The 21606-nt window shown below is 42.6% G+C and carries 21 protein-coding genes and 1 pseudogene; 10 read left to right on the forward strand and 12 right to left on the reverse strand.

Features of this window, described 5'->3' with window-relative positions; genetic code table 11:
• Nucleotides 1–400: 400 nt before the first annotated feature.
• From rimO to DP117_RS22450, 6 genes are all read left to right on the forward strand, one after another.
• Nucleotides 401–1720 carry a 30S ribosomal protein S12 methylthiotransferase RimO gene (gene rimO, locus DP117_RS22425; protein ID WP_169220450.1) on the forward strand — a complete coding sequence of 440 codons (1320 nt, stop codon included), beginning with the start codon at nt 401–403 and terminating at the stop codon, nt 1718–1720.
• A 71-nt stretch (nt 1721–1791) separates the two neighbouring features.
• Nucleotides 1792–3345 carry a DEAD/DEAH box helicase gene (locus DP117_RS22430; RefSeq protein ID WP_169220475.1) on the forward strand — a complete coding sequence of 518 codons (1554 nt, stop codon included), beginning with the start codon at nt 1792–1794 and terminating at the stop codon, nt 3343–3345.
• A gap of 271 nt (nt 3346–3616) precedes the next feature.
• Nucleotides 3617–3820, forward strand: a complete 204-nt coding sequence (locus DP117_RS22435) for a hypothetical protein (RefSeq protein WP_169220451.1) — start codon at nt 3617–3619, stop codon at nt 3818–3820.
• 171 nt (nt 3821–3991) lie between these two features.
• Entirely contained in the window at nt 3992–4225 is a 234-nt protein-coding gene (locus DP117_RS22440) for a hypothetical protein (protein ID WP_169220452.1), read from the forward strand.
• A 5-nt stretch (nt 4226–4230) separates the two neighbouring features.
• Nucleotides 4231–4623, forward strand: a complete 393-nt coding sequence (locus DP117_RS22445; RefSeq protein ID WP_169220453.1) for a hypothetical protein — start codon at nt 4231–4233, stop codon at nt 4621–4623.
• Between the two features lie 184 nt (nt 4624–4807).
• Nucleotides 4808–5398: a Uma2 family endonuclease gene (locus DP117_RS22450; RefSeq protein WP_169220454.1), complete on the forward strand. Its 591-nt coding sequence runs from the start codon at nt 4808–4810 to the stop codon at nt 5396–5398.
• Here DP117_RS22450 and DP117_RS22455 read toward each other — a convergent pair.
• A complete protein-coding gene (locus tag DP117_RS22455) occupies nt 5363–5980 on the reverse strand; it encodes a hypothetical protein (protein WP_169220455.1) in 618 nt (205 codons plus the stop codon). The genes DP117_RS22450 and DP117_RS22455 overlap by 36 nt on opposite strands.
• Nucleotides 5981–6722: 742 nt before the next feature.
• On the opposite strand from DP117_RS22455, the gene DP117_RS22460 reads away from it, so the two are divergent.
• The 3 genes from DP117_RS22460 (at nt 6723) to DP117_RS22470 (ending at nt 10362) form a co-directional block, all read left to right on the forward strand.
• Nucleotides 6723–8534, forward strand: a complete 1812-nt coding sequence (locus DP117_RS22460; protein ID WP_169220456.1) for a proline--tRNA ligase — start codon at nt 6723–6725, stop codon at nt 8532–8534.
• A gap of 306 nt (nt 8535–8840) precedes the next feature.
• Nucleotides 8841–9653, forward strand: a complete 813-nt coding sequence (locus DP117_RS22465) for a DUF2993 domain-containing protein (protein WP_169220457.1) — start codon at nt 8841–8843, stop codon at nt 9651–9653.
• Nucleotides 9654–9720: 67 nt separating this feature from the next.
• Nucleotides 9721–10362 carry a GerMN domain-containing protein gene (locus tag DP117_RS22470; protein WP_169220458.1) on the forward strand — a complete coding sequence of 214 codons (642 nt, stop codon included), beginning with the start codon at nt 9721–9723 and terminating at the stop codon, nt 10360–10362.
• A gap of 88 nt (nt 10363–10450) precedes the next feature.
• Here DP117_RS22470 and DP117_RS22475 read toward each other — a convergent pair whose 3' ends face one another.
• The 11 genes and pseudogenes from DP117_RS22475 to DP117_RS22525 form a co-directional block, all read right to left on the reverse strand.
• Nucleotides 10451–11311, reverse strand: coding sequence for a sulfite exporter TauE/SafE family protein (locus DP117_RS22475; RefSeq protein ID WP_169220459.1), 861 nt, complete (start codon nt 11309–11311; stop codon nt 10451–10453).
• A gap of 40 nt (nt 11312–11351) precedes the next feature.
• Entirely contained in the window at nt 11352–11696 is a 345-nt protein-coding gene (locus tag DP117_RS22480; RefSeq protein WP_169220476.1) for a metalloregulator ArsR/SmtB family transcription factor, read from the reverse strand.
• Between the two features lie 63 nt (nt 11697–11759).
• Nucleotides 11760–12311 (reverse strand): acetyl-CoA carboxylase biotin carboxyl carrier protein, encoded by a 552-nt coding sequence (gene accB / locus DP117_RS22485; protein ID WP_169220460.1) that lies wholly within the window; start codon nt 12309–12311, stop codon nt 11760–11762.
• A gap of 134 nt (nt 12312–12445) precedes the next feature.
• On the reverse strand, nt 12446–13003 hold the full coding sequence (gene efp, locus DP117_RS22490; RefSeq protein WP_169220461.1) for an elongation factor P: 558 nt from the start codon (nt 13001–13003) through the stop codon (nt 12446–12448).
• A gap of 652 nt (nt 13004–13655) precedes the next feature.
• The gene (locus tag DP117_RS22495) at nt 13656–14297 is read right to left on the reverse strand and encodes a Uma2 family endonuclease (protein WP_169220462.1); all 642 of its coding nucleotides are present in this window, start codon (nt 14295–14297) and stop codon (nt 13656–13658) included.
• A gap of 223 nt (nt 14298–14520) precedes the next feature.
• Nucleotides 14521–14847: a hypothetical protein gene (locus tag DP117_RS22500; RefSeq protein WP_169220477.1), complete on the reverse strand. Its 327-nt coding sequence runs from the start codon at nt 14845–14847 to the stop codon at nt 14521–14523.
• A gap of 66 nt (nt 14848–14913) precedes the next feature.
• A complete protein-coding gene (locus DP117_RS22505) occupies nt 14914–15117 on the reverse strand; it encodes a hypothetical protein (RefSeq protein WP_248277774.1) in 204 nt (67 codons plus the stop codon).
• Between the two features lie 259 nt (nt 15118–15376).
• Nucleotides 15377–16817 (reverse strand): annotated as a pseudogene (locus DP117_RS22510) (pentapeptide repeat-containing protein); the annotation flags it as partial.
• A gap of 247 nt (nt 16818–17064) precedes the next feature.
• Nucleotides 17065–18756, reverse strand: coding sequence for an NAD-binding protein (locus DP117_RS22515; RefSeq protein ID WP_169220463.1), 1692 nt, complete (start codon nt 18754–18756; stop codon nt 17065–17067).
• A gap of 259 nt (nt 18757–19015) precedes the next feature.
• On the reverse strand, nt 19016–19627 hold the full coding sequence (locus DP117_RS22520) for a hypothetical protein (protein WP_169220464.1): 612 nt from the start codon (nt 19625–19627) through the stop codon (nt 19016–19018).
• 311 nt (nt 19628–19938) lie between these two features.
• The gene (locus DP117_RS22525) at nt 19939–21120 is read right to left on the reverse strand and encodes a low temperature requirement protein A (protein ID WP_169220465.1); all 1182 of its coding nucleotides are present in this window, start codon (nt 21118–21120) and stop codon (nt 19939–19941) included.
• A 165-nt stretch (nt 21121–21285) separates the two neighbouring features.
• On the opposite strand from DP117_RS22525, the gene DP117_RS22530 reads away from it, so the two are divergent.
• Nucleotides 21286–21489 carry a hypothetical protein gene (locus tag DP117_RS22530; RefSeq protein ID WP_169220466.1) on the forward strand — a complete coding sequence of 68 codons (204 nt, stop codon included), beginning with the start codon at nt 21286–21288 and terminating at the stop codon, nt 21487–21489.
• Nucleotides 21490–21606 lie beyond the last annotated feature (117 nt).

Consider the following 21606-nt stretch of genomic DNA (forward strand, 5'->3'; position numbering starts at 1 on the left):
AACTTCTCAAAACGCGCCACATACACTTGGTTTCGGCAAGATAAATGATTTCGTTCATCATTCTTGACCAATTTCCAAATCGAGAGTGGCTTCCCAGTAGGTAAATCAACAACATACACATTGCGGTAATGTAAAATACCAATAGGCAATTTATTAACAAAGATTAACTACTAGTGTTTTATTTGTCGAAATTCTGCTTATTTTTGTTTGACAGACAGATGAGTAGAGCTATCATAGCATGAACTCCATCTTCATCATGGTTGTCGCTTCCACCAAAGTATATATAACTAGGAGGTCATACCTAGTTCAAGAAGTTTTGACCAGATTTGAAGTGTCCGAAGCAAAAAACTAGCGTTTTAATCGTTGAAGTACATGAAAAACCTAAAGATTTTTGATGAATATGGGTGATAAACCAACAATTGCAATTTCTCACTTAGGGTGTGAGAAAAATCGAGTTGATACAGAACATATGCTCGGGCTGCTAGTAGAAGCAGGCTATGGCGTAGATTCTAACGAAGAGTTAGCAGATTATGTTATAGTTAATACATGTAGTTTTATTGAAGCAGCAAGAGAAGAATCTGTCAGAACCCTCGTGGAGTTGGCAGAGGCAAATAAAAAAATCGTGATTGCAGGCTGTATGGCGCAGCACTTTCAAGAACAGTTGTTGGAAGAGTTGCCCGAAGCAGTAGCATTAGTGGGAAGCGGGGATTATCACAAAATAGTAGATGTCATTCAGCAAGTAGAACAAGGTAAGCGAGTTCAGCTTGTCAGTTCACAACCAACCTACATTGCTGATGAAACAACACCCCGTTATCGCACGACAACAGAAGGAGTGGCTTACCTGCGGGTTGCCGAAGGTTGTGATTACCGATGTGCTTTTTGCATTATTCCCCACCTGCGGGGAAACCAGCGATCGCGTACAATTGAATCAATAGTGACTGAAGCAAAGCAGCTGGCTAGTCAGGGTGTACAGGAAATTATTTTGATTTCCCAAATCACCACCAATTACGGTATTGATATTTATGGCAAGCCAAAGTTAGCAGAATTACTCCGTGCTTTGGGGCAAGTGGATGTGCCGTGGATTCGTATGCACTATGCCTATCCAACCGGACTAACCCCAGATGTGATAACGGCAATTCAGGAGACATCTAACGTCTTACCTTACCTGGATTTACCCTTGCAGCATTCCCATCCAGACATTCTCCGCGCTATGAATCGTCCCTGGCAAGGGCGGGTGAATGATGGGATTATCGAACGCATAAAAGAGACGTTACCACAAGCTGTGCTGCGAACGACGTTTATAGTCGGTTTTCCAGGAGAAACACAGGAACATTTTGAGCATCTGTTGCAGTTTGTCCAGCGTCATGAATTCGATCATGTAGGCGTCTTCACCTTTTCCAAAGAAGAAGGAACGCCTGCTTACAACCTACCCAATCATCTGCCCCAATCCATCATGGATGAGCGGCGGAATGTAGTGATGGAGATCCAACAGCCGATTTCTTTGAAGAAAAACCAACTCGAAATTGGCAAAGTCGTTCAGGTTCTGATTGAACAAGAAAATCCTGTCACAGGAAAATTGATTGGTCGTTCCAGCAGATTTTCCTGTGAAGTAGACGGACAAGTATTTGTTCATGGAAAAGCAAGGTTAGGAACCATCGTACCAGTAGCTATCCAAACAGCGGATGCTTACGACCTCTATGGTGAAGTCGTCACCAACTAAGTTGTCATTTGTGATTTGAAAAAAGACAAATGACTCATCAAAAAAAACCAAATGAAAATATAGGAGAATTGATGAATCTTTCGTTTCTAGATTTAGGAATTTCACAAGAGTGTGTTCAGCAATTAGAAAAACTAGGCTTTAGCGCACCAACAAACATTCAAGCGCAAGCAATTCCTCACCTACTACAAGGTCGTGATGTCGTCGGTCAATCCCAAACAGGAACAGGAAAAACAGCAGCATTTTCCCTGCCGATTATAGACCGGCTGGATGTCACTCAAAAAGCTGTGCAAGCCGTCGTTCTAACTCCAACTCGTGAGTTAGCGATTCAAGTTCACGATGCGATCGCTGAGTTCATTGGCAACCCAGAATTGCGAGTTTTAGCAATCTACGGTGGTCAATCGATAGATCGTCAAATATTACAACTCAAACGCGGCGTTCACATGGTCGTCGGTACGCCAGGGCGAGTGATAGACTTGCTGGATCGAGGCAGTTTGAAGCTGGATCGGGTGAAATGGTTGGTGTTGGATGAAGCCGATGAAATGTTAAGCATGGGCTTTATCGATGACGTAGAGAAAATTCTCTCTCAAGCCCCCAAAGAGCGCCAAACAGCTCTATTCTCAGCAACAATGCCTCCCTCAATTCGTCAATTGGTGAACAGATTTTTACGTTCGCCAGTCACAGTAACAGTTGAGCAACCAAAAGCCGCTCCTAACAAAATTAATCAGGTGGCTTATGTTGTTCCACGCCACTGGACAAAGGCAAAAGCATTACAGCCGATTCTAGAAATGGAAGATCCAGAATCCGCTTTAATCTTTGTTCGCACCAGACGTACAGCAGCAGAACTTACCAATCAACTGCAAGCAGCGGGTCATAGTGTTGATGAATACCACGGCGATTTGTCGCAACAAGCACGGGAGAGGTTATTGACACGGTTCCGCAGTCGTCAAGTACGTTGGGTTGTTGCAACAGATATTGCAGCACGGGGTTTGGATGTTGATCAATTGTCTCACGTCATTAACTTTGACTTACCCGATAGCGTAGAAACATACGTCCACCGCATTGGTCGTACGGGTCGAGCTGGTAAAGAAGGGACAGCAATTTCTATTGTGCAGTCTTTTGAGCGACGCAAGCAGCAAGCGTTTGAACGTCATATTCGGCAGAATTGGCAAGTGCTATCGATTCCTACACGGACACAAATTGAAGCACGGCAAATAGAAAAATTGCAAACTCAGGTGCGGGAAGCCTTGGCAGGTGAGCGTTTAGCTTCATTTTTACCAATGGTGAGCGAGTTGATTTCAGAATACGATGCTCAGGCGATCGCAGCTGCTGCATTACAAATTGCTTACGATCAAACCCGCCCTGCTTGGCTGCAATCAGAACCTGACATTACAGAAGAAGATCTCATACCACCAACTCCCAAACCCAGACTACGTTCATCAAACCGTCGCGGCGAATTTTCTGGTGAACGAAACCGCACAAATTGGGCGTCTTCAGACGCAAGTAACACACAAGGAGATAGACGTGGTGGTGCTCCCAAGCCCAAACTGCGCACAGGAGGACGTCGCGAGACTTCAGTGTCTCCAAAAAAGCTAGGTTCTAGTGCAGCCAGGGAAACAGCTTCGTAAGTTGTGAGTTATTGGTCATAAGTTTCTAGCTTTTGACGACTAGCTTTGAATTTAGCTAAAAGTTGATAAACCTATCAACCGGCGCGCAATTTCATCATCAGTCAAAATCAGCCCAAAGTGCCAGCATGATTTGTATTGGTTGGGCTGTTTTTGTATTAGTAAAGGAAAAGCTCAGTAGATTTGTGATGTGAGACGCTGATAAACTACTAATATAAAGTTGTTTGTTGCTCCCCCGCTTGAGCGTCTCTAAACCCTGAAATGAAATTTATCCATGTCATCTCAAACAAATCTTGACTGGAAAATATCACCACAATCTCCACCACAGCGAATTTTAATTGTGGAAAAGGACATCGAATTCGAGTGGCGATCGCCGGACACGATAAAGACTTATTCGCCCGCTATCCAGCACAAGGAACACCAGAAATCAGCTGACAACGAAATACTACGAATGCTTCCTACATCGACCTACCAGTGATGCAAGGTAAGCGACGCTAACAAAAGTGAGGCAGGCAAGATGCCTGCCAGACTTTTTGTTAAATATTATGATTCAAATAGCCCTGCACTTCCTAAAATGTGTTTTTAGTATAATAACTATAGGGGAAAAGCTTTTGGTCACGACGGTACCAGTAGCGAATATAAATGTAAGGTGTACTACTTGCCTGATAGCAGCATTACGATTGTCGCTCTGGGAAACCACAGCTATGAGTTGGAGAATCTGCAAAAAAACTCGTACACTAATGCCATCGCATCTAATAGCTTAGAGATTTTTCTCAAAGAAGGGAAAAAAGACCAACACAAGAAAGTTTCACAACAGAGTGCAACAAGCAGATTGATAACGCTGGGTGCAGTAGAACTGTTGTTAATGCGCAAGCTACGGTGAAAAATATGAACAGTAAGATTTTATTCAAGGCAAGCTTATACTTCATAGCAACACCTTTGATCTTCCTGATAGCAAAACCTACCTTTGCAGCATCACTGGATAATCAATATTGGTCAGGAATTGAGTCTAAAAGCAAGACTGGTAACACAATACTACTCAGTCGGGATGATTATCGTGATTACTATGATGATCGCGACTATGAACGAGAACGTCGCCGAGAAATACGAGAACGTCGCCGAGAAATTAGCAGAGAACGCCAACGCTATCTCCGAGAGATGAAACGCCGCCGAGACAATGAACGCTACCGTCAAGACTTCCGACGCGATCGCCGGTGGGATAACGACCGAGACTATATTGAAAGACCGCTACCACCGCCACCACCTCGTCCTCCTTTCTAAAAAGGTACATCACAAATCAGCTGACAACGAAATGCTGTGAATGCTTCCTAATATTAAGTTACCAGTCATCAAAGGCAAGCGAAACTCACTCTTGTGAGGCAGGCAAAACGCTTGCCATTGTTTTTGTTATTGTTTGTTATCAATATTATGATGATTCAAATAGTCCTATATTTCTTGAAATACTATGACAAAAACCATAGCTAAACGCTTTACCATTTCTGAATACGACCGTTTAGCAGAACTTGGTTTCTTTAGTGAAGATGACCGAGTTGAGCTAATTAACGGAGAAATTATCCCAATGGTATCGAAAGGTAAACCACATTCTGTTTGCAGCACACGTTTATTTCGAGAGTTATTCAAGCTTGTTGGAGAACGGGGGACACTACGAGGACAAGAACCAATTATTATTCTTAACGACAACCAACCCGAACCAGATTTTGTCATTGTACAAAATCGAGATGATGATTATCTCGGTGCTCATCCCATTCCTGCTGACATATTACTGTTAATTGAAATTTCGGATTCCTCTCTGAAATATGACCAAGAGGTGAAATTACCGATTTATGCTGAAGGAGGTGTTTCTAATTATTGGATATTTAATTTAGTAGATTATTGCCTAGAATGCTACAGCGAATCTTATCAAGATTTGCAAGGCAAATTTGGTTATCGTAGAAAGTTAATTTTTCTGCCTAATGAGTTAGTTAATTTACCGTGTTTTTCTAATTTGTCTTTAGATTTATCAAAAGTTTTTCCCCAGAAAATTATCAGAGACTAGACTGACTAAAATACCCAAAATTCTCTCTACAGGGGGAACCGGATACTCAGTCAAGTCAATAGTGACGCTTTGCGCTTCTAATTTGAGGAATCTCCAAAGACTGCCAGTTGTGACTGCACCGTAGATACTATTGATAGGATGGTCTTGTTGTTGATTGAAGCGTTGAGCTGCAACCATTTCAGCAATGCATTGTCCAAGTCCAGCATTTAAGTCATCTTTTTTTGCTTCTACAATCACTGCTACGGGTGCCGAAATTAGAATTTGTTCAGGAGAACGACTGATGACAAAATCACAAACTCCATTGAGTCCTAACGATTGATCAACGGTAAAATCAATACCAGAGAATAAGCTAATTTCTCGCTGCAATATTTCTCTGACCTCAATCAAAATCGGGCAAATAATCATTTCTGACCTTGCTTTCTCCGTACCAAGAGCAATCGCCAATGGTAAGCTTTTTTCTAAAAATTGAGCAAGATAAGCGCTGGGAGAAATGAGTTGGTATTCACACAGAAATGTTCCTTGTGTGAGAGTTAACTTGAAATCTTGCGAGACTTTTCGTAGGCTAAAATCGCTATAAGCCATAAGCTGCCACACCTTTAATTTGCATACAGCTAGAGACTAGACCAATTGCTCATACTAGTTTTCTTCCGGATTGAATAAGCGAATGCGTGAATTGCTTATCACTCTGTTTGCAAAATCAAATCTTCCATCGCCAGCTGTAAATTCTTCGTCAAATCAGCAACTGCTTGCCTTGCACCTTGATGACTCGTCTTGTAAGCTGGTTAACGTTCACAAAACAGATATCGGCTCACCTATCGTTATTTTTACACTTTGCTTGCCAAGTGTTGGACGTTGGAAGAAATTTCCGCCTCTGATTTTAGCTAAATCGGGCAGAAGCTGTCCCCGGACCAATATCAACCGCTTTTTGATGACCAAACAACATGGGTCTTCTGCTTTGAGATGACGAAATGCTATTAGAAAACGGATTTTGCCATAGGTGAAACTGACGATAAAAATCTAGTAAAACTTCTGCGTTGTCTGCTTCAATTATGACTAATTGTCGTTTTCCAGTGTATTAAGCTGGGTAAGAAGAACTGGCAAACTCGTAAAAACCAGGGGTTCTGTGCTGGAGGAATAAATTCTAGGGGTGGCTGTGCTTCTTGAAACGACATCAGGCAAAGTTGTTTTCTCCAGCAAGCAGCAAGCCTTCATTTTAAACTGTAACTGATTAAATCAGTACACAGTACACAGTTAACAGTGATAATTGATAACTGATAATTGATAACTGAAATAGAGATTATTGAATTTGGAAAGAGGACAAACGATGCGACTGTCACAAATGTTATTTCTCACACTCAGGGATGATCCAGCAGATGCTGAAATTCCCAGTCATAAACTTTTAGTCCGTGCAGGCTACATTCGTCGCATCGGTAGCGGTGTCTATGCCTATCTTCCGCTGATGTGGCGGGTACTGCAAAAAGTCTCTCAAATTGTTCGCGAAGAAATGAACGCTGCTGGTGGACAAGAATGTCTCTTACCTCAACTTCAACCAGCTGATTTATGGAAAGAGTCTGGACGCTGGGACACCTACACCAAAGCTGAGGGTATCATGTTCGCCCTCAAAGACCGCCGCGACCAAGAACAGGCGCTAGGACCAACTCACGAGGAAGTTATTACAGCAATTGCTCGTGATATGATTCGTTCTTACCGTCAGCTACCACAACTACTCTACCAAATTCAAACAAAGTTCCGTGATGAGATTCGTCCCCGTTTTGGTTTGATGCGCGGACGAGAATTTATCATGAAGGATGCCTACTCCTTCAATGTAGATGAAGAAAGTCTGGAAAAAACATATCAGGATATGCATATCGCTTACAGTAATATACTGCGGCGGTCTGGCTTAGCTTTTCGTGCCGTCCAAGCTGACTCTGGTGCGATCGGTGGTTCTGCTTCTCAAGAATTTATGGTCCTGGCAGAAGCAGGCGAAGATGAAGTCCTTTACACTGAAGATGGGCAGTACGCGGCTAACGTGGAAAAAGCAGTGTCTTTACCTCCTGATGCGCAACCCTCTGCATTTACCAATTACGAAAAACTCCAAACACCAGGGACGGAAACAATAGAGAAAGTCTGTGATTTTTTGAAATGTTCCCCCACCCAAATTGTGAAAAACGTTCTTTACCAAACAACTTTTGATAATGGAACATCAGTGCTGGTGCTGGTGAGTATCCGAGGTGATCAGGAAGTTAATGATGTTAAATTACAAAATGAGTTGACAAAATTAGCTCCCAAGTATGGTGCCAAAACGGTGATTCAACTTGCAGTACCAGATGCAGAAGCTCAAGGAAAATGGGCAAGTCAGTCTTTACCCTTGGGCTATATTGCTCCTGATGTTGCAGATGATTATATTAAGTCACAAAAGGATATTGCACCTCGCTTTTTACGTTTGGTTGATAAGACAGCAGCTGATTTAAAAAACTTTGTCACGGGTGCAAATGAATCTGGTTACCACGTCGTTGGAGCAAATTGGAATGAGCAATTTAAGTTACCAGAGATAACCGTAGATGTGCGTAAGGCAAGACCAGGCGATCGCTCTCTCCACAACCCAGACCAAATACTACAAAGCGCTCGTGGAATCGAAGTAGGTCACATTTTCCAATTGGGGACCAAGTATTCTATAGCAATGGGTGCAACTTATACCAACGAACAAGGTGAAGAGAAACCTTTACTGATGGGTTGTTATGGTGTGGGTGTGTCACGCCTTGCTCAAGCTGCTGTAGAGCAATCTTACGACTCTGATGGAATTATTTGGCCCGTTAGCATCGCACCATATCACGCGATTGTTACGATTCCTAACATCAATGACGCCCAGAATGTGGAAATCGCCGAAAAACTCTACACTCAACTGAATCAAGCAGGAGTTGAAACCTTGCTAGATGACCGCAATGAACGTGCAGGAGTAAAATTCAAAGATGCTGATTTGATAGGGATTCCTTACAGAATAGTCACCGGACGAGCGATCGCCAATGGCAAAGTTGAAGTTGTGGAACGAAAAAGTCGCAAATCACAAGAAATTGCGATCGCTGACGTTGTATCTATACTAAAGCAGTGGATTCAATCAGTACAAAGTACACAATGAACAGGGAAGGAGTCAGGAGTCAGGAGTCAGGAGCGGAGCCACCAGCCCTTCGGGTATGACCTGAGCCCTTCGGGCACGGCTTGAGGCCGAACGGTCACGCTGCGCTAACACAGTCGCCTGTTGTCGGGAAACCCTACCAAGAGCGCTGCTTCACCGCAGAGCCTCCGGTCAGAATAAAAGAGTTAATTGATTCTTCTATTCTGAATTCTGGATTCAGCAATACTGAATACTTCTTCAAACTGATAACTGGTACTGCGCTTCCTTGGTAACTGATAACTGATAACTGACAACTGACAAAACGAAAACATGGAATTTTTCACACTCCTTGTATCTGGCTTGTTAGGGTTAGTGACTCCAGTAGGACTGGTTATTGATCGGACTGCTGAAAGTGCTATGCGTTCCCAGTTGGCTCAAGTTGAACAATTACAAGTGCGAGTTGACAATGCTCCTACTCACCAATTGCTGCAAGGTAAGGTGGAAAAGGTGCGTGTTGCGGGACGTTCTTTGCAACTCAAAAAGTGGCAAGAAATTCGCATTGCCGCTTTAGAATTGGAAACCGATACCATTGAATTAGAACTAGGCAGTCTTGGAAAAAAAAGACCATTATTCAAACGACCTTTACAAGTTGGTGTCCGTTTGGTGTTAACTCAACAGGATATTAATAAACTCATACAATCACCTCAATTCATGGCGATATTACAAAAGCTAAAAATTAACACAGGCGATTCTTCAAAGACAGGGTATGATTCTGTATACACTTTTGCCAATCCAAATGTAAGGTTTTTAGCAAATAACCGCCTGAGTTTCCAGGTAGAATTACAGGAAAAAGGTCTGGAGAAACCCTTATTGATTACAGTGGAATCAGGATTGAGTCTCGTTGGTGGGAGAAATATTCAGTTAGTTAACTCAATTGTGGCAGCGAATGGTCAACAAGTTCCACCTCAAATTGTCAATGCTGTTGTGAACAATTTCAACAAACAATTGGATCTAGGCAATCTGGAAGGTGACGGTCTACAAGTGCGAATCCTAAAATTGAATATGAAACCAGAAGAATTAGAGATTGCTGCATTTTTGCGAGTGGAGCCATCTTCTAGGTTTTTGGAAACCCCTAGTTTATGAGTATCGTCGTAACCCATCGGCTTCTCCTCATACAAATACTATTTCAGCCTAAAGGTAGGTTTTCAAGATGAAAGAACAGCAAGGATCTAACCGTATCTCTCCAAGTATTATTGCAGCTATTTCAGCAGCAGTGATTGCAGTCGCTGGTGGTGTTGCTTTTTTTGCCAGCAAACCCGACGATAAAAATATTTCTAGTAATCCTCCGAATAACCCTCCGACATCAATTCCGGTTCCAGTAGAACCTCAACCTCCAACAACACCAAACCAGTTTAGTGTTGAGCGAAATGCTGAAGTGTTTTGGCTGCAAGATACTGGTACTGGATTTAAATTAGTTCCCCAAACAGTTCAAGTCAAAGCTCTTGGAAATTCACCTAACCAAGTTTTAGAAGGAGCTTTCCAACAGTTATTGGCTGGACCTACAGAAAACACGGAATCTACTACAATTCCCCAAGGAACAAAGTTGCTGGGTGTTAAGTCGGCAAGTGATGGTATCCACGTGAATTTATCCCAAGAGTTTACCAGTGGAGGTGGAAGTTCTTCTATGATGGGTCGCGTGGGACAAGTTGTCTACACCGCTACAGCTTTAGATAAAAACGCCAAAGTGTACATTGAAGTTGACGGGAAACCCCTAGAAGTATTAGGTGGTGAAGGTTTAGAGTTGGAACAACCGTTGACGCGTGAAAGCTTTGATAAAAATTATCCACTTTAATCGAAGTTATTAGTGAGACAACCCTGCAGGCGAACAACTCCTGCAGGAAACTTTCCTGACACGCGTGACAGGTTAGCACCGTATTGGCTTAAACATCCAACTTAGATGAATTCGTTTGGCTTGCCAGTTCTAAAATGCCATGAGATGCCATGTATATGGATAGCGTGAGCAAAAAAATTGCAAATAGGATCTTCACAACGCGATCGCTCAGCCTGGGTAACAAGCGTGTTCCGACTTGAGCACCCATGATTCCGCCCATTCCCAAGCATAGCCCCGGAATCCACAGCACGTTATGGTTATAGGCATGTTGAGCTAAGCCAGAAGCGGCGATTGCACCAATCGCTCCTAAACTTGTCCGCACTGCTGTTTTAATCGATTCGCCCAAAAACAACATTTGCAACGGCACCTTGACTACGCCACCACCAATACCAAACAGTCCAGATAAGGCACCAGCTAGCAATCCAATTCCAACGAGGGGAACGAAGCGATTAGAGGGTGTGGAGGAATCACTGAGTTCTGAGGGGTGAGTTTCGAGTTCTAGGGTTTGAGCTTCAATTTCTGATTCCTTGTGTTGGAGTTGTTGGCGCAAGTTCATCAGGTAGATTGTTACTAAGAGGAAAACCGCAAAGCTCAGAGAAAGCCATGCGTCGGCGATGTGATCGCCAATCCATGCTCCCACTTGTGCCGTTATGACTCCAAACAACGCCAAAATTAACGACGCTTTCCAGTTCAAATCGCCCACACTAAGATTGTGCGCACTCCCCGAAACTGTGCTGAGAAACACTCCTACCAAACTTGTTGCGGTTGCTTGTACTACGGGAACTCCAAATAGTGTCAGTGCAGGCACCATCAACAGTCCACCACCGATACCCATTAACCCCGATAATACTCCAGCAAATATTCCGATGACAAACAACAAGCCCCATCCTATAGGTGTTTCCAACAACATTTACCTTGATCCTATCAAGAAATCTTTTTTAGCTTTTACATTACTTGCGATTTAAAATGCGAAAGTTACGGGCTTGCTGTTCTAACCTAGATGCGAGCCGATCGCAAACTCGGTTACACAACTCAAAAATCATTTCATCTTCCACTCGGTAGTAGGCACAGGTTCCTTCACTGCGACGACTGAGAATTCCCGCTTGCCACATGACTTTCAAATGTTTTGACACATTAGCCTGAGAAGTCTGTGTTGCCTCTACCAGCTCTTGTACGCATTTTTCTTCATCTCGCAGCAAATGCAACAGCCGTAGGCGCATAGGTTCACTTAAGAGACTGAAGTACTCAGCCACTTGTTGCACGACTTCCGGCGGTACAGGCAACGCTTGTTTCATCAGGGCAGACCCGTAAGGACTCATGAAAAATTAACAACTAAGCATCGATATATAGATTAATACTTAATCAGGTTTTATTCGCATCAAAAATTGACCATATTCTACTGGTTCACCATTCTGAACGAGAATTTCTATCACTTGTCCAGAGACTTCTGCTTCGATTTCATTCATGAGTTTCATGGCTTCTATGATACATACTGCTTGACCGCTCCTGATGCGATCGCCCACTTCCACAAATGGCGCTTCGCCTGGGCTAGGCGCACGATAAAACGTTCCCACCATTGGGGAAGAGATTTCAACAAATTTTTGGTCTATTACAGAGGAAACTGTCGGTGGTGATTGTACGCCCACAATATTGCTGTCATTGGGGCGATTTGGCAAGGTTTCCGTTACCGCAGGAGGCGACATCACCAAGGAGACAGGCGGTGGAATTGGTGTGTTTGGTGCGCTAAGTGTACCTAACGCCGCTTGTTGAGCTGCTGACAACATTTGAGGAGTGCTTACAGCTTTACGAACTGTCAGTTCAAAATCATCGCTTTTGAGTGTAACTTCTGCAATGTCGGTTTGTGCAATAGTTGTTAACAGTTGGCGGATTTCATTAAAGTCCAAGGGCACAGCTTTTCTTACCTCATGCAATGAAATAGTAAATAGACTTTATCTAAATGAAAGTGAATTTGTATAAACCGGCAGGGATGTAAATCCCTGTTGTAGATGAAAATCAGGATTTGCATCTAGAGGTGAGAATCTAGTTACTCCCTGCCAAGGTATGAATCGTTACGAGTGTCTATGCGGATGCGTTCTCCTTGAGAAATGAACAAAGGAACCATTACTATTGCTCCTGTTTCCAAAGTTGCAGGCTTGGAACCACCTGTCGCAGTATCACCCTTAACACCTGGATCTGTTTGTACAACTTCCAATACGACAGAGTTGGGCAGTTCAACTTCTAGGACTTGATCGCCCCAACGAACAACATTCGCCTCCATACCTTCTTTGAGGTATTTTACGCGATCGCCAATCTGTGATGCGCTCAATCTGCCTTCTTCATATGTTTCCATATCCATAAAGACGTATTCGTCAGCTTCTTTATAGGTATGTTGCATTGTGCTTTTTTCCAGGTTGGCTTGCGGAACTGTTTCACCTGCGCGGAACGTTTTCTCTACCACGCTCCCACTTTGAACATTTTTCAGTTTTGTCCGTACAAAAGCAGAACCTTTCCCTGGCTTAACGTGGAGGAATTCCACGACTCGCCATACGGATCCATCTAATACTATCGAGACACCTGGTCGAAAGTCGTTACTGGAGATCATGAAGCTTTCAGAATTTTGGAAGACAATCGGGTTTTATTTTAACCCCCAATAGGAGTGATTAGTCATTTGTTTCGTTATTAGTTATTAGTACTTAGCTAGAATTTAATGACAATTCAGCCATACGAAGTCAACACCAAAGCTACCAGACGCTTTGTGCCTGGAGTCAGAATAACTACCAAAATGAATCTAGCAGAACCTTTGCGGCTAGGAATATATCACTCCACAAATGAATCCGCGCTTATTGAGGGCATGAAAAACTTTTCTGGATTCCAGTGATAAATCCGGGAATGACTGCGGTAGTCAGTTAGCGTGCTGCTGGAGGAAAACTCTTGATTGTTGCAACATCATGTTAGCTGCTGCGGCTAAAAAAGATAGCAGCAATGATAATTAAGCCTAAAAGCGCTAATGGTACCCAGAGATTGGGAAGATCAGACAAATTCATAAAATAAAAAACAAAAATCAAAAATTGCTTTTTATCAAACATACAACAAGCTTTTTGGAATTGATTGAATTCCAAGTCTATTTGTGATCATGATCATTATCAATTCAATCTTGACGAATAACAAAATATATGCATATGTAGATAATTGGTTCGGGAATGAACAATGCTGTTGCTCGTAGTGCTGGATGAAAGGCGATCGCCATTTGTAATTTATGACAAATTATTCTTCACCCAACTCTTAAAACCTCTAATTGCTTGACTTCTACCTACACTTAAGCATTGCTTCACATACTCATTTACGAGTTCAACAATCGGGATACCGGGAAAGTTAGGACTGAAATTAGCTTCCACATATTTTCCTTGTTGTAGCAGGTGAATTTGTAAGCCCTGCTGCGTGTATCGCCAAAGTTCAGGGACTCCCAAAATTTCATAGTTATTAAATTGAGTGCGGGAAGTAATATCAATTTCTATTGCTAAATCAGGCGGTGGATCGACAGTCAAATCTATGCGATTTTTACCAATAACAGAAGCATAGTTCTGAATGTAGAAACAAGCATCTGCTTCTATCGCTTGAGTCATGCGTTCATTTTTAAATGTTGTTGAGCCTAAAGGCTCAAAATCAATTTGTAGTTCGTCTAATAAAATCCTAACGAATTCACCAACAATTTCTTTATCTTTCTCATGTTCAGGTAAAGGAACCATAATTTCTAACCAACCATTACTATAAGAAATGCGGGCAGCACGCTTTTCTCCCAATTCCTCCAAAATATTTTCTAACTGCTGCCAAGTAATATCTTTGAGCAACATTTGTTGCCCTGGTTTGACAATAATTTGTTGCAGTTCTAAAAGCATAGAGTTTAATAACTTAATTTCATATGGTGTACGCAACGAAAAAGCACGACCAGCCAGAAATAAATTTCACATAGCACAAGTGGCAAGTGTATTGGTTTCCATACTAGATTTGGGAACTGTGTGTTTTTATGTATAAGATAGTTGCCGTAAGCCCCACTTGCTTACATAATTTCAGTTGAGTATTAGAAAACTTCATTATTTGCTTGTTAATATTCCTCCCGTTTCATGTTTCCAAGGAATCAGGTCTACCAATTCCCAGTTCCCTGAATTTAAATTTGACATCTTCCCACTCACTACCGCAGTAGTAGTATTTTTTATCTTGAATGTCTGCTATATAATAACCTTGCTTGCCACCGTTAATTCTAAAAAGCTCAATAGCGACTTTCTTCATGGAAGTGTTGAAGGCAGCAAATAAATCTTTTTGGGAAAGTATAGGTTCATCAAACCAATTGATAAACGGTGTACCTTCTTTAAAAGCCCAACCATTACCACGACGTTCAATAATTCGGTAGTAAACAGGGTGAGCAATTGTTGTATTTGAATTTATCATCATTTACCTTGTATAATTACTATAAGGAATAGCCTCTAGGGGCAAACTAGGGGCTATGCAGGTTAATTAGTTACGGTCGTTTTCCGAGTCGTTTTTGGGATGTTCTACCACGTCTTCCAAATCGTCTTTGACGGTTTCGGAGTCTACTAGGTAAAACTCACCCGATACTTTATCAGTCTTCTCCCAACGCCTTAACAAGCGTCTTATAAAGACTTTGACTGGATTCCAAAAACCTCGATGACCGTTATCGTTATTTGTTATTTTTATCACCTCCTTTTTTTGGTAACTGGGGACTGAATATCCCCGTGATCTATTTTAATCCTGAGTCCCTTTAGGACACGCTGCTTTGTTGGCTGCGCCTACGCTTTGCTCTTGCTACACTGCGTTTCCCGCCACGGCTATGGCTGATATCATGTCCGGTTGAACACTTGTCCGCAGCGGAGCGCGTAGCGTTCCCTCCCTTGCCCGCTACGCGCTCCGTAATGACATTTTACGTTTCATATTTGTTGAGCTAGTTATGGTGTAAACAAACGACACCATCACCTTTGTTTTCAATACTCTGGATAGCGAGTTCCGTATCTTCATTTTCGACTTGCACTTTTTTGAAAGCAGCAACAAAAGCTTTCCAGTCAATACCATCGCGGAAAATTAAATCAACAGTATTTAAAACCTCTTCAAACAGCTTAGTAAATTCTCCTGGTTGAAATTCGCCACTACTCGGACGGCGTTCGCGATCATCGGTTCCAGGTTTGGGATTTTCGAGAAGATAGATAAAGCGACAATCTACATTATCTAACTTGGTTGAACTTTTAATATTCCACGCTTCCACACAAGCACCAGTCATTTGGGCGCTGGTAAAATCAGTACCAACAGCTTGAGTGCGAGTCAGGTTTGCCCATTCTAAACAAGATCCACCGAAGGTGGCTTCACTAATATCAGCGTGTTTGAGATTTGCCTCTTTTAAATCTGCGCCTATGAGGTTAGCGCCTTTCAGGTTAGCACCAAAATAGTATTTTCCTCTTCCGTTGCCAGTGACGAGTAAATTGAGAATATCTCGTTTACTCCTATCCCGCTCAAAGATTACCTAATTAAATAAACCGCAAAGACGCGAAGTACACGAAGAAAGAGAAAAAGAAGAGCGGTAATCTTATGGCGGGAAGGGAGTAGCTAATATCGTGTTGCCTACTCTGGCAAAGTCAAGTTTTTTTGCTTCGTAAAAACGAGTGCGCGTTAGATTTGCTTTTCTTAAATCTGTATTTTTAAGGGTTGCACCAGTAAAATCAGCATCGGTTAAATCAGCACCATAAAAACCTGTGCCTCCTGTAGCAGCAAAAGCAATGGCGAATGAGCGAAGCCAAGTATCTTTTTCATCTTTAGTTAGACTGCGCCACCCGATGTAAGCACCAACAGCGACTGCGACGGTAAAGCAACAGCGACTGCGACGGTAAAGCAACAGCGACTGTGAAGGCTCCAGCAACAGCGACTGCGACGGTAAAGCAGACAGATCCAGCGAAAGCGACGACGATGCCGAAGGAAACAGATTCATTTTTGGCAAGGGCAACAGATCCAGCAACGGCAAAGGCTCCAGCAACGGCGAAAGTCAAAACTACTAAACCTGCTGTTATACCCTTACGAATAGCGATAATACAAAAAACTGCCAGTGTAACCAGGGAGGCTGTACCACCGATAATCTTTTCAAGATTTGTGGTGTCAAAAATATATGCTAGTAATTTACTGATGGTAATTGACAAAAAACCTGAGAGTGCCGACAACAGCCATGAGACTATAAGCAACCCAACTACCCAACGTCGCTGTAGTCCAGCCTTAGCACCTCTGAACTCAGCATCTTTAAGGATAGCATTGCTAAAATTTGCCCCTCTAATATCTGCACCGCTAAAGTTTGCTCCAGTCAGATTTTGACCTTTAAAAGAGTGCCCTCGGAGATTTTGACCGGAGTAATCTAGCGGCATAACTGGGTCATGAAGAGGTTTTGACTGTATTTTATACAATATGACTGTGCAATTTTCCGGATTGTGGGAAAATTTTGATTAACAGAGTGCGCCATACGGCTCAGATAAGCTCACAGGCGTTCATCCTGATAAAGATCGCAGTCGTAATCACCTCATCTTCTGGAGTTATACCAAGTTGCAGTCTAACATGGTATTCCGTCATTGCGACTGGAACGGAGTGGAAGGAAGCAATCTCATCTACAAAAAATCAACTCGCCATCAGCTGAGGTGGCGCACTACGCCACAACTGATATAATCGTGTCGCTGGCATTGTTAAATACAAAACATCACCACCACTCAAACTCGTTTCTAATAAATCCCAGCCATGAAGAGTTTGGCAATTCGTCTCTAAGTATAAAGGAACAAAGTCAGCAGTCATAGCTATATCTTTCACCTGCTGACCACAAAACGGGTGTTCAGCTGTGATTAAGGTTGCAAAAGCCACCCAAAGACTATCTGCTGTGATGCCATTGCCGAGTATTTCTCCACCCAGTGCAGCGGCTGCAAACGCTGGGGCTGCGAGTTCAGCCGGACTCAAAACTGCATCAAAGTCAAACACTTCTTGTGCCATACGGGCAAAATCCGGTTCTGCGTAGTGAACTATGACTGGTACTTTAGATGTCATGCCTTTTGCCTTGAGGGCAATTTCTAGGTTAGTCGCATCGTTACCTGTTACAGCAAGCACTGCTGCAGCAGAGTCTAAATTGGCAACTTTAAGAGTTGCCGAGAAACTAGCATCAGCATAAATGACAGGAATCCCTACTCCACGGGCAGTGTTGACATATTTGTTGTTGGAGTCGCGCTCAATGACAACAACGTCATGTCCACTCGCTGAGAGTTGTTGGACAATTTTTATACCAATTCCACTCAAGCCACAGACAATGTAGTGATTACGCTGGGGAACTCGTGCTGCATCCCAAAATTGCTTGAAGCGACTACCCAATACAAAATCATTGAGTAGTGCATACAATAAACCAATAACCGCAGCCCCAATCATCATCATGAGGACGGTAAATAATTTAATGCCCTCAGGAGCATTTTCTACGACTTTATCATTACCACCGGCTCCTGTAATCATGCCTACTGCAAAATAGAGGGCATCAATAATAGAAATATTTGTATTGGTAGAAGTGTAGGTGAGAGTGGCAATTGCAATAATGACGAACAGCACAATAGTCATGACTACAACTGATTCTGCGTGTTTTTTAAACTGACGCAAATTGGTAAAGACTTTGAGTAGTTTTGCAATGACTGATTTACGGGTGGAACGGATACGGGGTTGAGTTCCAACGATGATGCGATCGCCTACTTTTAACTCTTGTCCGGACAACACTGCTGCTACTAAATCTATCTCACCCTTGACTGGCGTATAATAAATTAGCATCCGCGAGCGATCATTCCACAAATCACTCAACTTGCGACCAAGCCACGGATGATTTTTATCTATATATTCTTCGTGGATAGGCCAAGTTTGTTTAAAGAGTTTGATTTGTCCAATTGCTTGGTTTCCCAAAGCTGCAAAAGTGAAGACGGGTGCTGCTAAACCAGCAACACTCATCGTTAAGTGATTCGGGACAGCTTGATCGAGGCGATCGCCTAAATTAGTATTAAAAAAGCGATTAATAATCCGAATTCGCGGATTCAACACCCGCGCTTGCATCATAATAGACAGATTTAGTTCATCATCAGGTCCAGCAATCACCAAAGTTTGCGCTTGTTGAATTCCTGCTGCTTTTAGGGTACTAGCTGCGTGTAAATCGCCGACAATCACATCTGATGCTGATTCACCTGGAATAGGTTGATGATGAATACCAACGACGAACGCCCCCTGTTGTCGCAGCAAACGAAAGACTTTATATCCGGTGCGACTTAATCCACAGACAATGATTCGAGGTTTCATGTAATGGCAGCATGACTTACAGGATAAAGCTGCATTCTTAAAGATTTATTCTCATTTTTGCCTAATTATCTCTGGTAAAACTGTAGCTGACAACACGATAAGTTAATTTTTTAGGACATTTTTCCAAGAAAAGAACACAAAATTGCTGAATTGAGAAGAATGCAGAATGGAGAACTTAAAACTCAGGAGCGAAACCCGCGAGTCAATTCGGAGGCTTATAACCTGACTCCTGACTCCTGACTTCTGACTTCTTTCTTATTCAATCTGTTAATCTTTTTACCATTTGTGCATAAAGTAAAACTTGTTTTGGAGACCAAAAAAGCAATCTACCTAAATTGAATGCAGCTCTGGTAAAGCTTAAAGCTTCAAAATCCTTCTCATATGCTGTTACTGTTTCAAAATCCCCCAACAAATTATTGATTGTTTGTTTTGCAGTAGCAACATAAGCTTTCCAACCTTCATTGATAGCTTCTGCAACCACTGAAGAACAATTCCGTTTGATCAAATGGTAGGAAAATTGTTGAGTTTGAAATTCTTTCCAAAATGTTTTGATAGGCTCTTGAGGAAGGTTGAATAACTCAACTTTGCGGTCTGCTTTTCTTTGAGACCCATCTCTACCTAAAATTAAACAATCTTGTTCATAACTCTCACTACTAACATCAATTAAATGCTGAAATAACAATTGATTAATAGTTTGATTTTTCTGATTAAGTTTATTTTTACTAGTCTCAGTAAATGAGTAATTGAGAACTTCTTTGTTAGGCCAAAAGCTTATATAAGTATCTACACCTACCTGCATTGAAGCATGACCAAAGAACTCTTTGGGAAGCCAAATGTACACAGTGATAATATTCGCAAGGGAACTACTCATATGTTACGCCGCTACAACTTACCGAGCAACTTGTTGTAATTCACAATTGTGATTAAAAAACGCGGTTTCTTCTCCGGTAAAATACTTAGATTCGTGGCTCGTAGTAGCGCTGTTTGCACAAAAAGCTATATTTGGCGCTCAAGCGCTACTACAAACGTGGATTTTTTTATAAGTAATTAGGCAGATTTTATATTATAGCAGTCCTATTTTTTTGGTAAAATAGCGTATCCCAAGAAGCCCGGTTTCTCCAAGAAACCAGGCTTGTAACTTTTCACGTTTCTTGCGCGTGCCCAGAGGGCAGTGAAGCAGGGCTAAATTTCTGGATCAACCAAGCGAGTTGTAGGACGACTTTGAGACAAATCTTGCACAACTTGCACAGCACTTACCACAGCTACCAGTCCAATGACCGCAACAGGTAACAAATCTTTACCAAAAAGTGCGATCGCCAGAATCATAAAAGCCGCCCCAATACGAAATTTAGCACGACTTTTACAGTAACGGATGACTCCAATCCTGTGGAGAATACCTAAACCTAGGTAACAGAATGCTATAGAACCACAAAGTAGCCATCGTACTGCATCGGATAGTGGTAGCATTGGCTTGCTCAACAATACTAGTTCTACGGCGACTCCAGCAGCAGCGATACCCATAACGAGGGGTAGATGGGTGTAAAGCCAGACATTAAAAATGGTGACTCGTCCTTCTGTCCGCGCCCTCTGAATAGGTGTACCACCAAGGTTATCAAAATACACCCACCACAAGCTAAAAGCGATACATAGACCGAAGACTGCGGCGATTACAGTTAAAACATCCCAGTTCTGTTCGGAAACTCCATCGACCACCGCGACAATTGCTTCGCCCAAAACAATCATGGTAAACAGTCCGAAACGTTCTGGCAAGTGGGAAGAGTGGGGAGAGAGTTCTAGCTGCAGCTTGCGTGCTGAAAGAGGTGTGGCGAAGTCAATAATGAGTCCTAATGTCCAGACTACGAAACGCCAAGGACTGGGTATGAATCCTGATATAACCCAAAGGACAGCTGCAATTGTAAAACCTGCGGCGTAGCGATTTGTCAACGGACGTGCTGTGGGAATATGCCATCCAGCGCGGATATATTCTACAACAAGCACAACTCGACCTATAGCATAAGAAAGGGCGAAGCCAGTGCAACTTTCACCTAAGCCGTGATGGACGTTGACAGCTAGTCCGGCGATCGCCAACATTTGTACAGCTGTGAGTAGCCGATGTGCTATATCATCACTATCAAAGCGGTTAGCGTAGAATGTGGTGCCAATCCATGACCACCAAACGGGTATAAAAAGAACGACAAATCCCAAAACACCTGATAACGAAACATGATCGTGAAGATAGTGAGCGAGTTGAGAGACAGCAACAACAAACACCAAATCATAAAAAAGTTCTAACCAAGTGGCGCGTCTTTCTTCTTCGCTGTCTTCACCAATTCGTAACCTTGGTGGTTCTATAAAAATTGCCATAAATAATTCAATCCGGGACTGCGTTCCGCTGCGCTAATGCTCATTCGCTCATTGTATGAATGATGCTGAAGGTCTTGTCTCTATCATTGAACCACGATCACGGTCAAATTCAAAGTATGCCTGCGGCATACTTTGAATTTGTTAGTAGCGTGCCGCAGGCAGCGAATGAGCGAATTAACAGAAGAACTCAGGAGTCAGGAGCCAGAATTCAGAATGAATTCTTTAGACTGGCGGATGAGTATGGGGTCGCGCATCCCCACCGTCTACAGGGGAGCCAGCGCCGTGGGCGGGTTTCCCGACTTGAGGCGTCTGGCGTTGTCTACAATTGGTTGGGGTTTAAATCCCCATCCAATTGATTCTGACTCCTGAATCAGGACTTGCTGAATTCTTTTTTAAGCGAAGGGAGTCACTTTTCTGGAAAGAGAAAATCTGCCAGAAGCCTACACCTACTCGAACAGAGGTGTAGGAGTGTCACTATGAGTTCTG

This window comes from Brasilonema sp. UFV-L1 (assembly GCF_012912105.1).
Classification (GTDB): Bacteria; Cyanobacteriota; Cyanobacteriia; order Cyanobacteriales; family Nostocaceae; genus Brasilonema.

Excerpts from the sequence above, each read along its gene's own strand:
- rimO (WP_169220450.1), top strand. The coding sequence starts at position 401 with ATGGGTGATAAACCAACAATTGCAATTTCTCACTTAGGGTGTGAGAAA.
- DP117_RS22430 (WP_169220475.1), top strand. The coding sequence starts at position 1,792 with ATGAATCTTTCGTTTCTAGATTTAGGAATTTCACAAGAGTGTGTTCAG.
- DP117_RS22435 (WP_169220451.1), top strand. The coding sequence starts at position 3,617 with ATGTCATCTCAAACAAATCTTGACTGGAAAATATCACCACAATCTCCA.
- DP117_RS22445 (WP_169220453.1), top strand. The coding sequence starts at position 4,231 with ATGAACAGTAAGATTTTATTCAAGGCAAGCTTATACTTCATAGCAACA.
- DP117_RS22450 (WP_169220454.1), top strand. The coding sequence starts at position 4,808 with ATGACAAAAACCATAGCTAAACGCTTTACCATTTCTGAATACGACCGT.
- DP117_RS22455 (WP_169220455.1), bottom strand. The coding sequence starts at position 5,980 with ATGGCTTATAGCGATTTTAGCCTACGAAAAGTCTCGCAAGATTTCAAG.
- DP117_RS22460 (WP_169220456.1), top strand. The coding sequence starts at position 6,723 with ATGCGACTGTCACAAATGTTATTTCTCACACTCAGGGATGATCCAGCA.
- DP117_RS22465 (WP_169220457.1), top strand. The coding sequence starts at position 8,841 with ATGGAATTTTTCACACTCCTTGTATCTGGCTTGTTAGGGTTAGTGACT.
- DP117_RS22470 (WP_169220458.1), top strand. The coding sequence starts at position 9,721 with ATGAAAGAACAGCAAGGATCTAACCGTATCTCTCCAAGTATTATTGCA.
- DP117_RS22475 (WP_169220459.1), bottom strand. The coding sequence starts at position 11,311 with ATGTTGTTGGAAACACCTATAGGATGGGGCTTGTTGTTTGTCATCGGA.
- DP117_RS22480 (WP_169220476.1), bottom strand. The coding sequence starts at position 11,696 with ATGAAACAAGCGTTGCCTGTACCGCCGGAAGTCGTGCAACAAGTGGCT.
- efp (WP_169220461.1), bottom strand. The coding sequence starts at position 13,003 with ATGATCTCCAGTAACGACTTTCGACCAGGTGTCTCGATAGTATTAGAT.
- DP117_RS22495 (WP_169220462.1), bottom strand. The coding sequence starts at position 14,297 with ATGCTTTTAGAACTGCAACAAATTATTGTCAAACCAGGGCAACAAATG.
- DP117_RS22500 (WP_169220477.1), bottom strand. The coding sequence starts at position 14,847 with ATGATAAATTCAAATACAACAATTGCTCACCCTGTTTACTACCGAATT.
- DP117_RS22515 (WP_169220463.1), bottom strand. The coding sequence starts at position 18,756 with ATGAAACCTCGAATCATTGTCTGTGGATTAAGTCGCACCGGATATAAA.
- DP117_RS22520 (WP_169220464.1), bottom strand. The coding sequence starts at position 19,627 with ATGAGTAGTTCCCTTGCGAATATTATCACTGTGTACATTTGGCTTCCC.
- DP117_RS22525 (WP_169220465.1), bottom strand. The coding sequence starts at position 21,120 with ATGGCAATTTTTATAGAACCACCAAGGTTACGAATTGGTGAAGACAGC.
- DP117_RS22530 (WP_169220466.1), top strand. The coding sequence starts at position 21,286 with ATGAGCGAATTAACAGAAGAACTCAGGAGTCAGGAGCCAGAATTCAGA.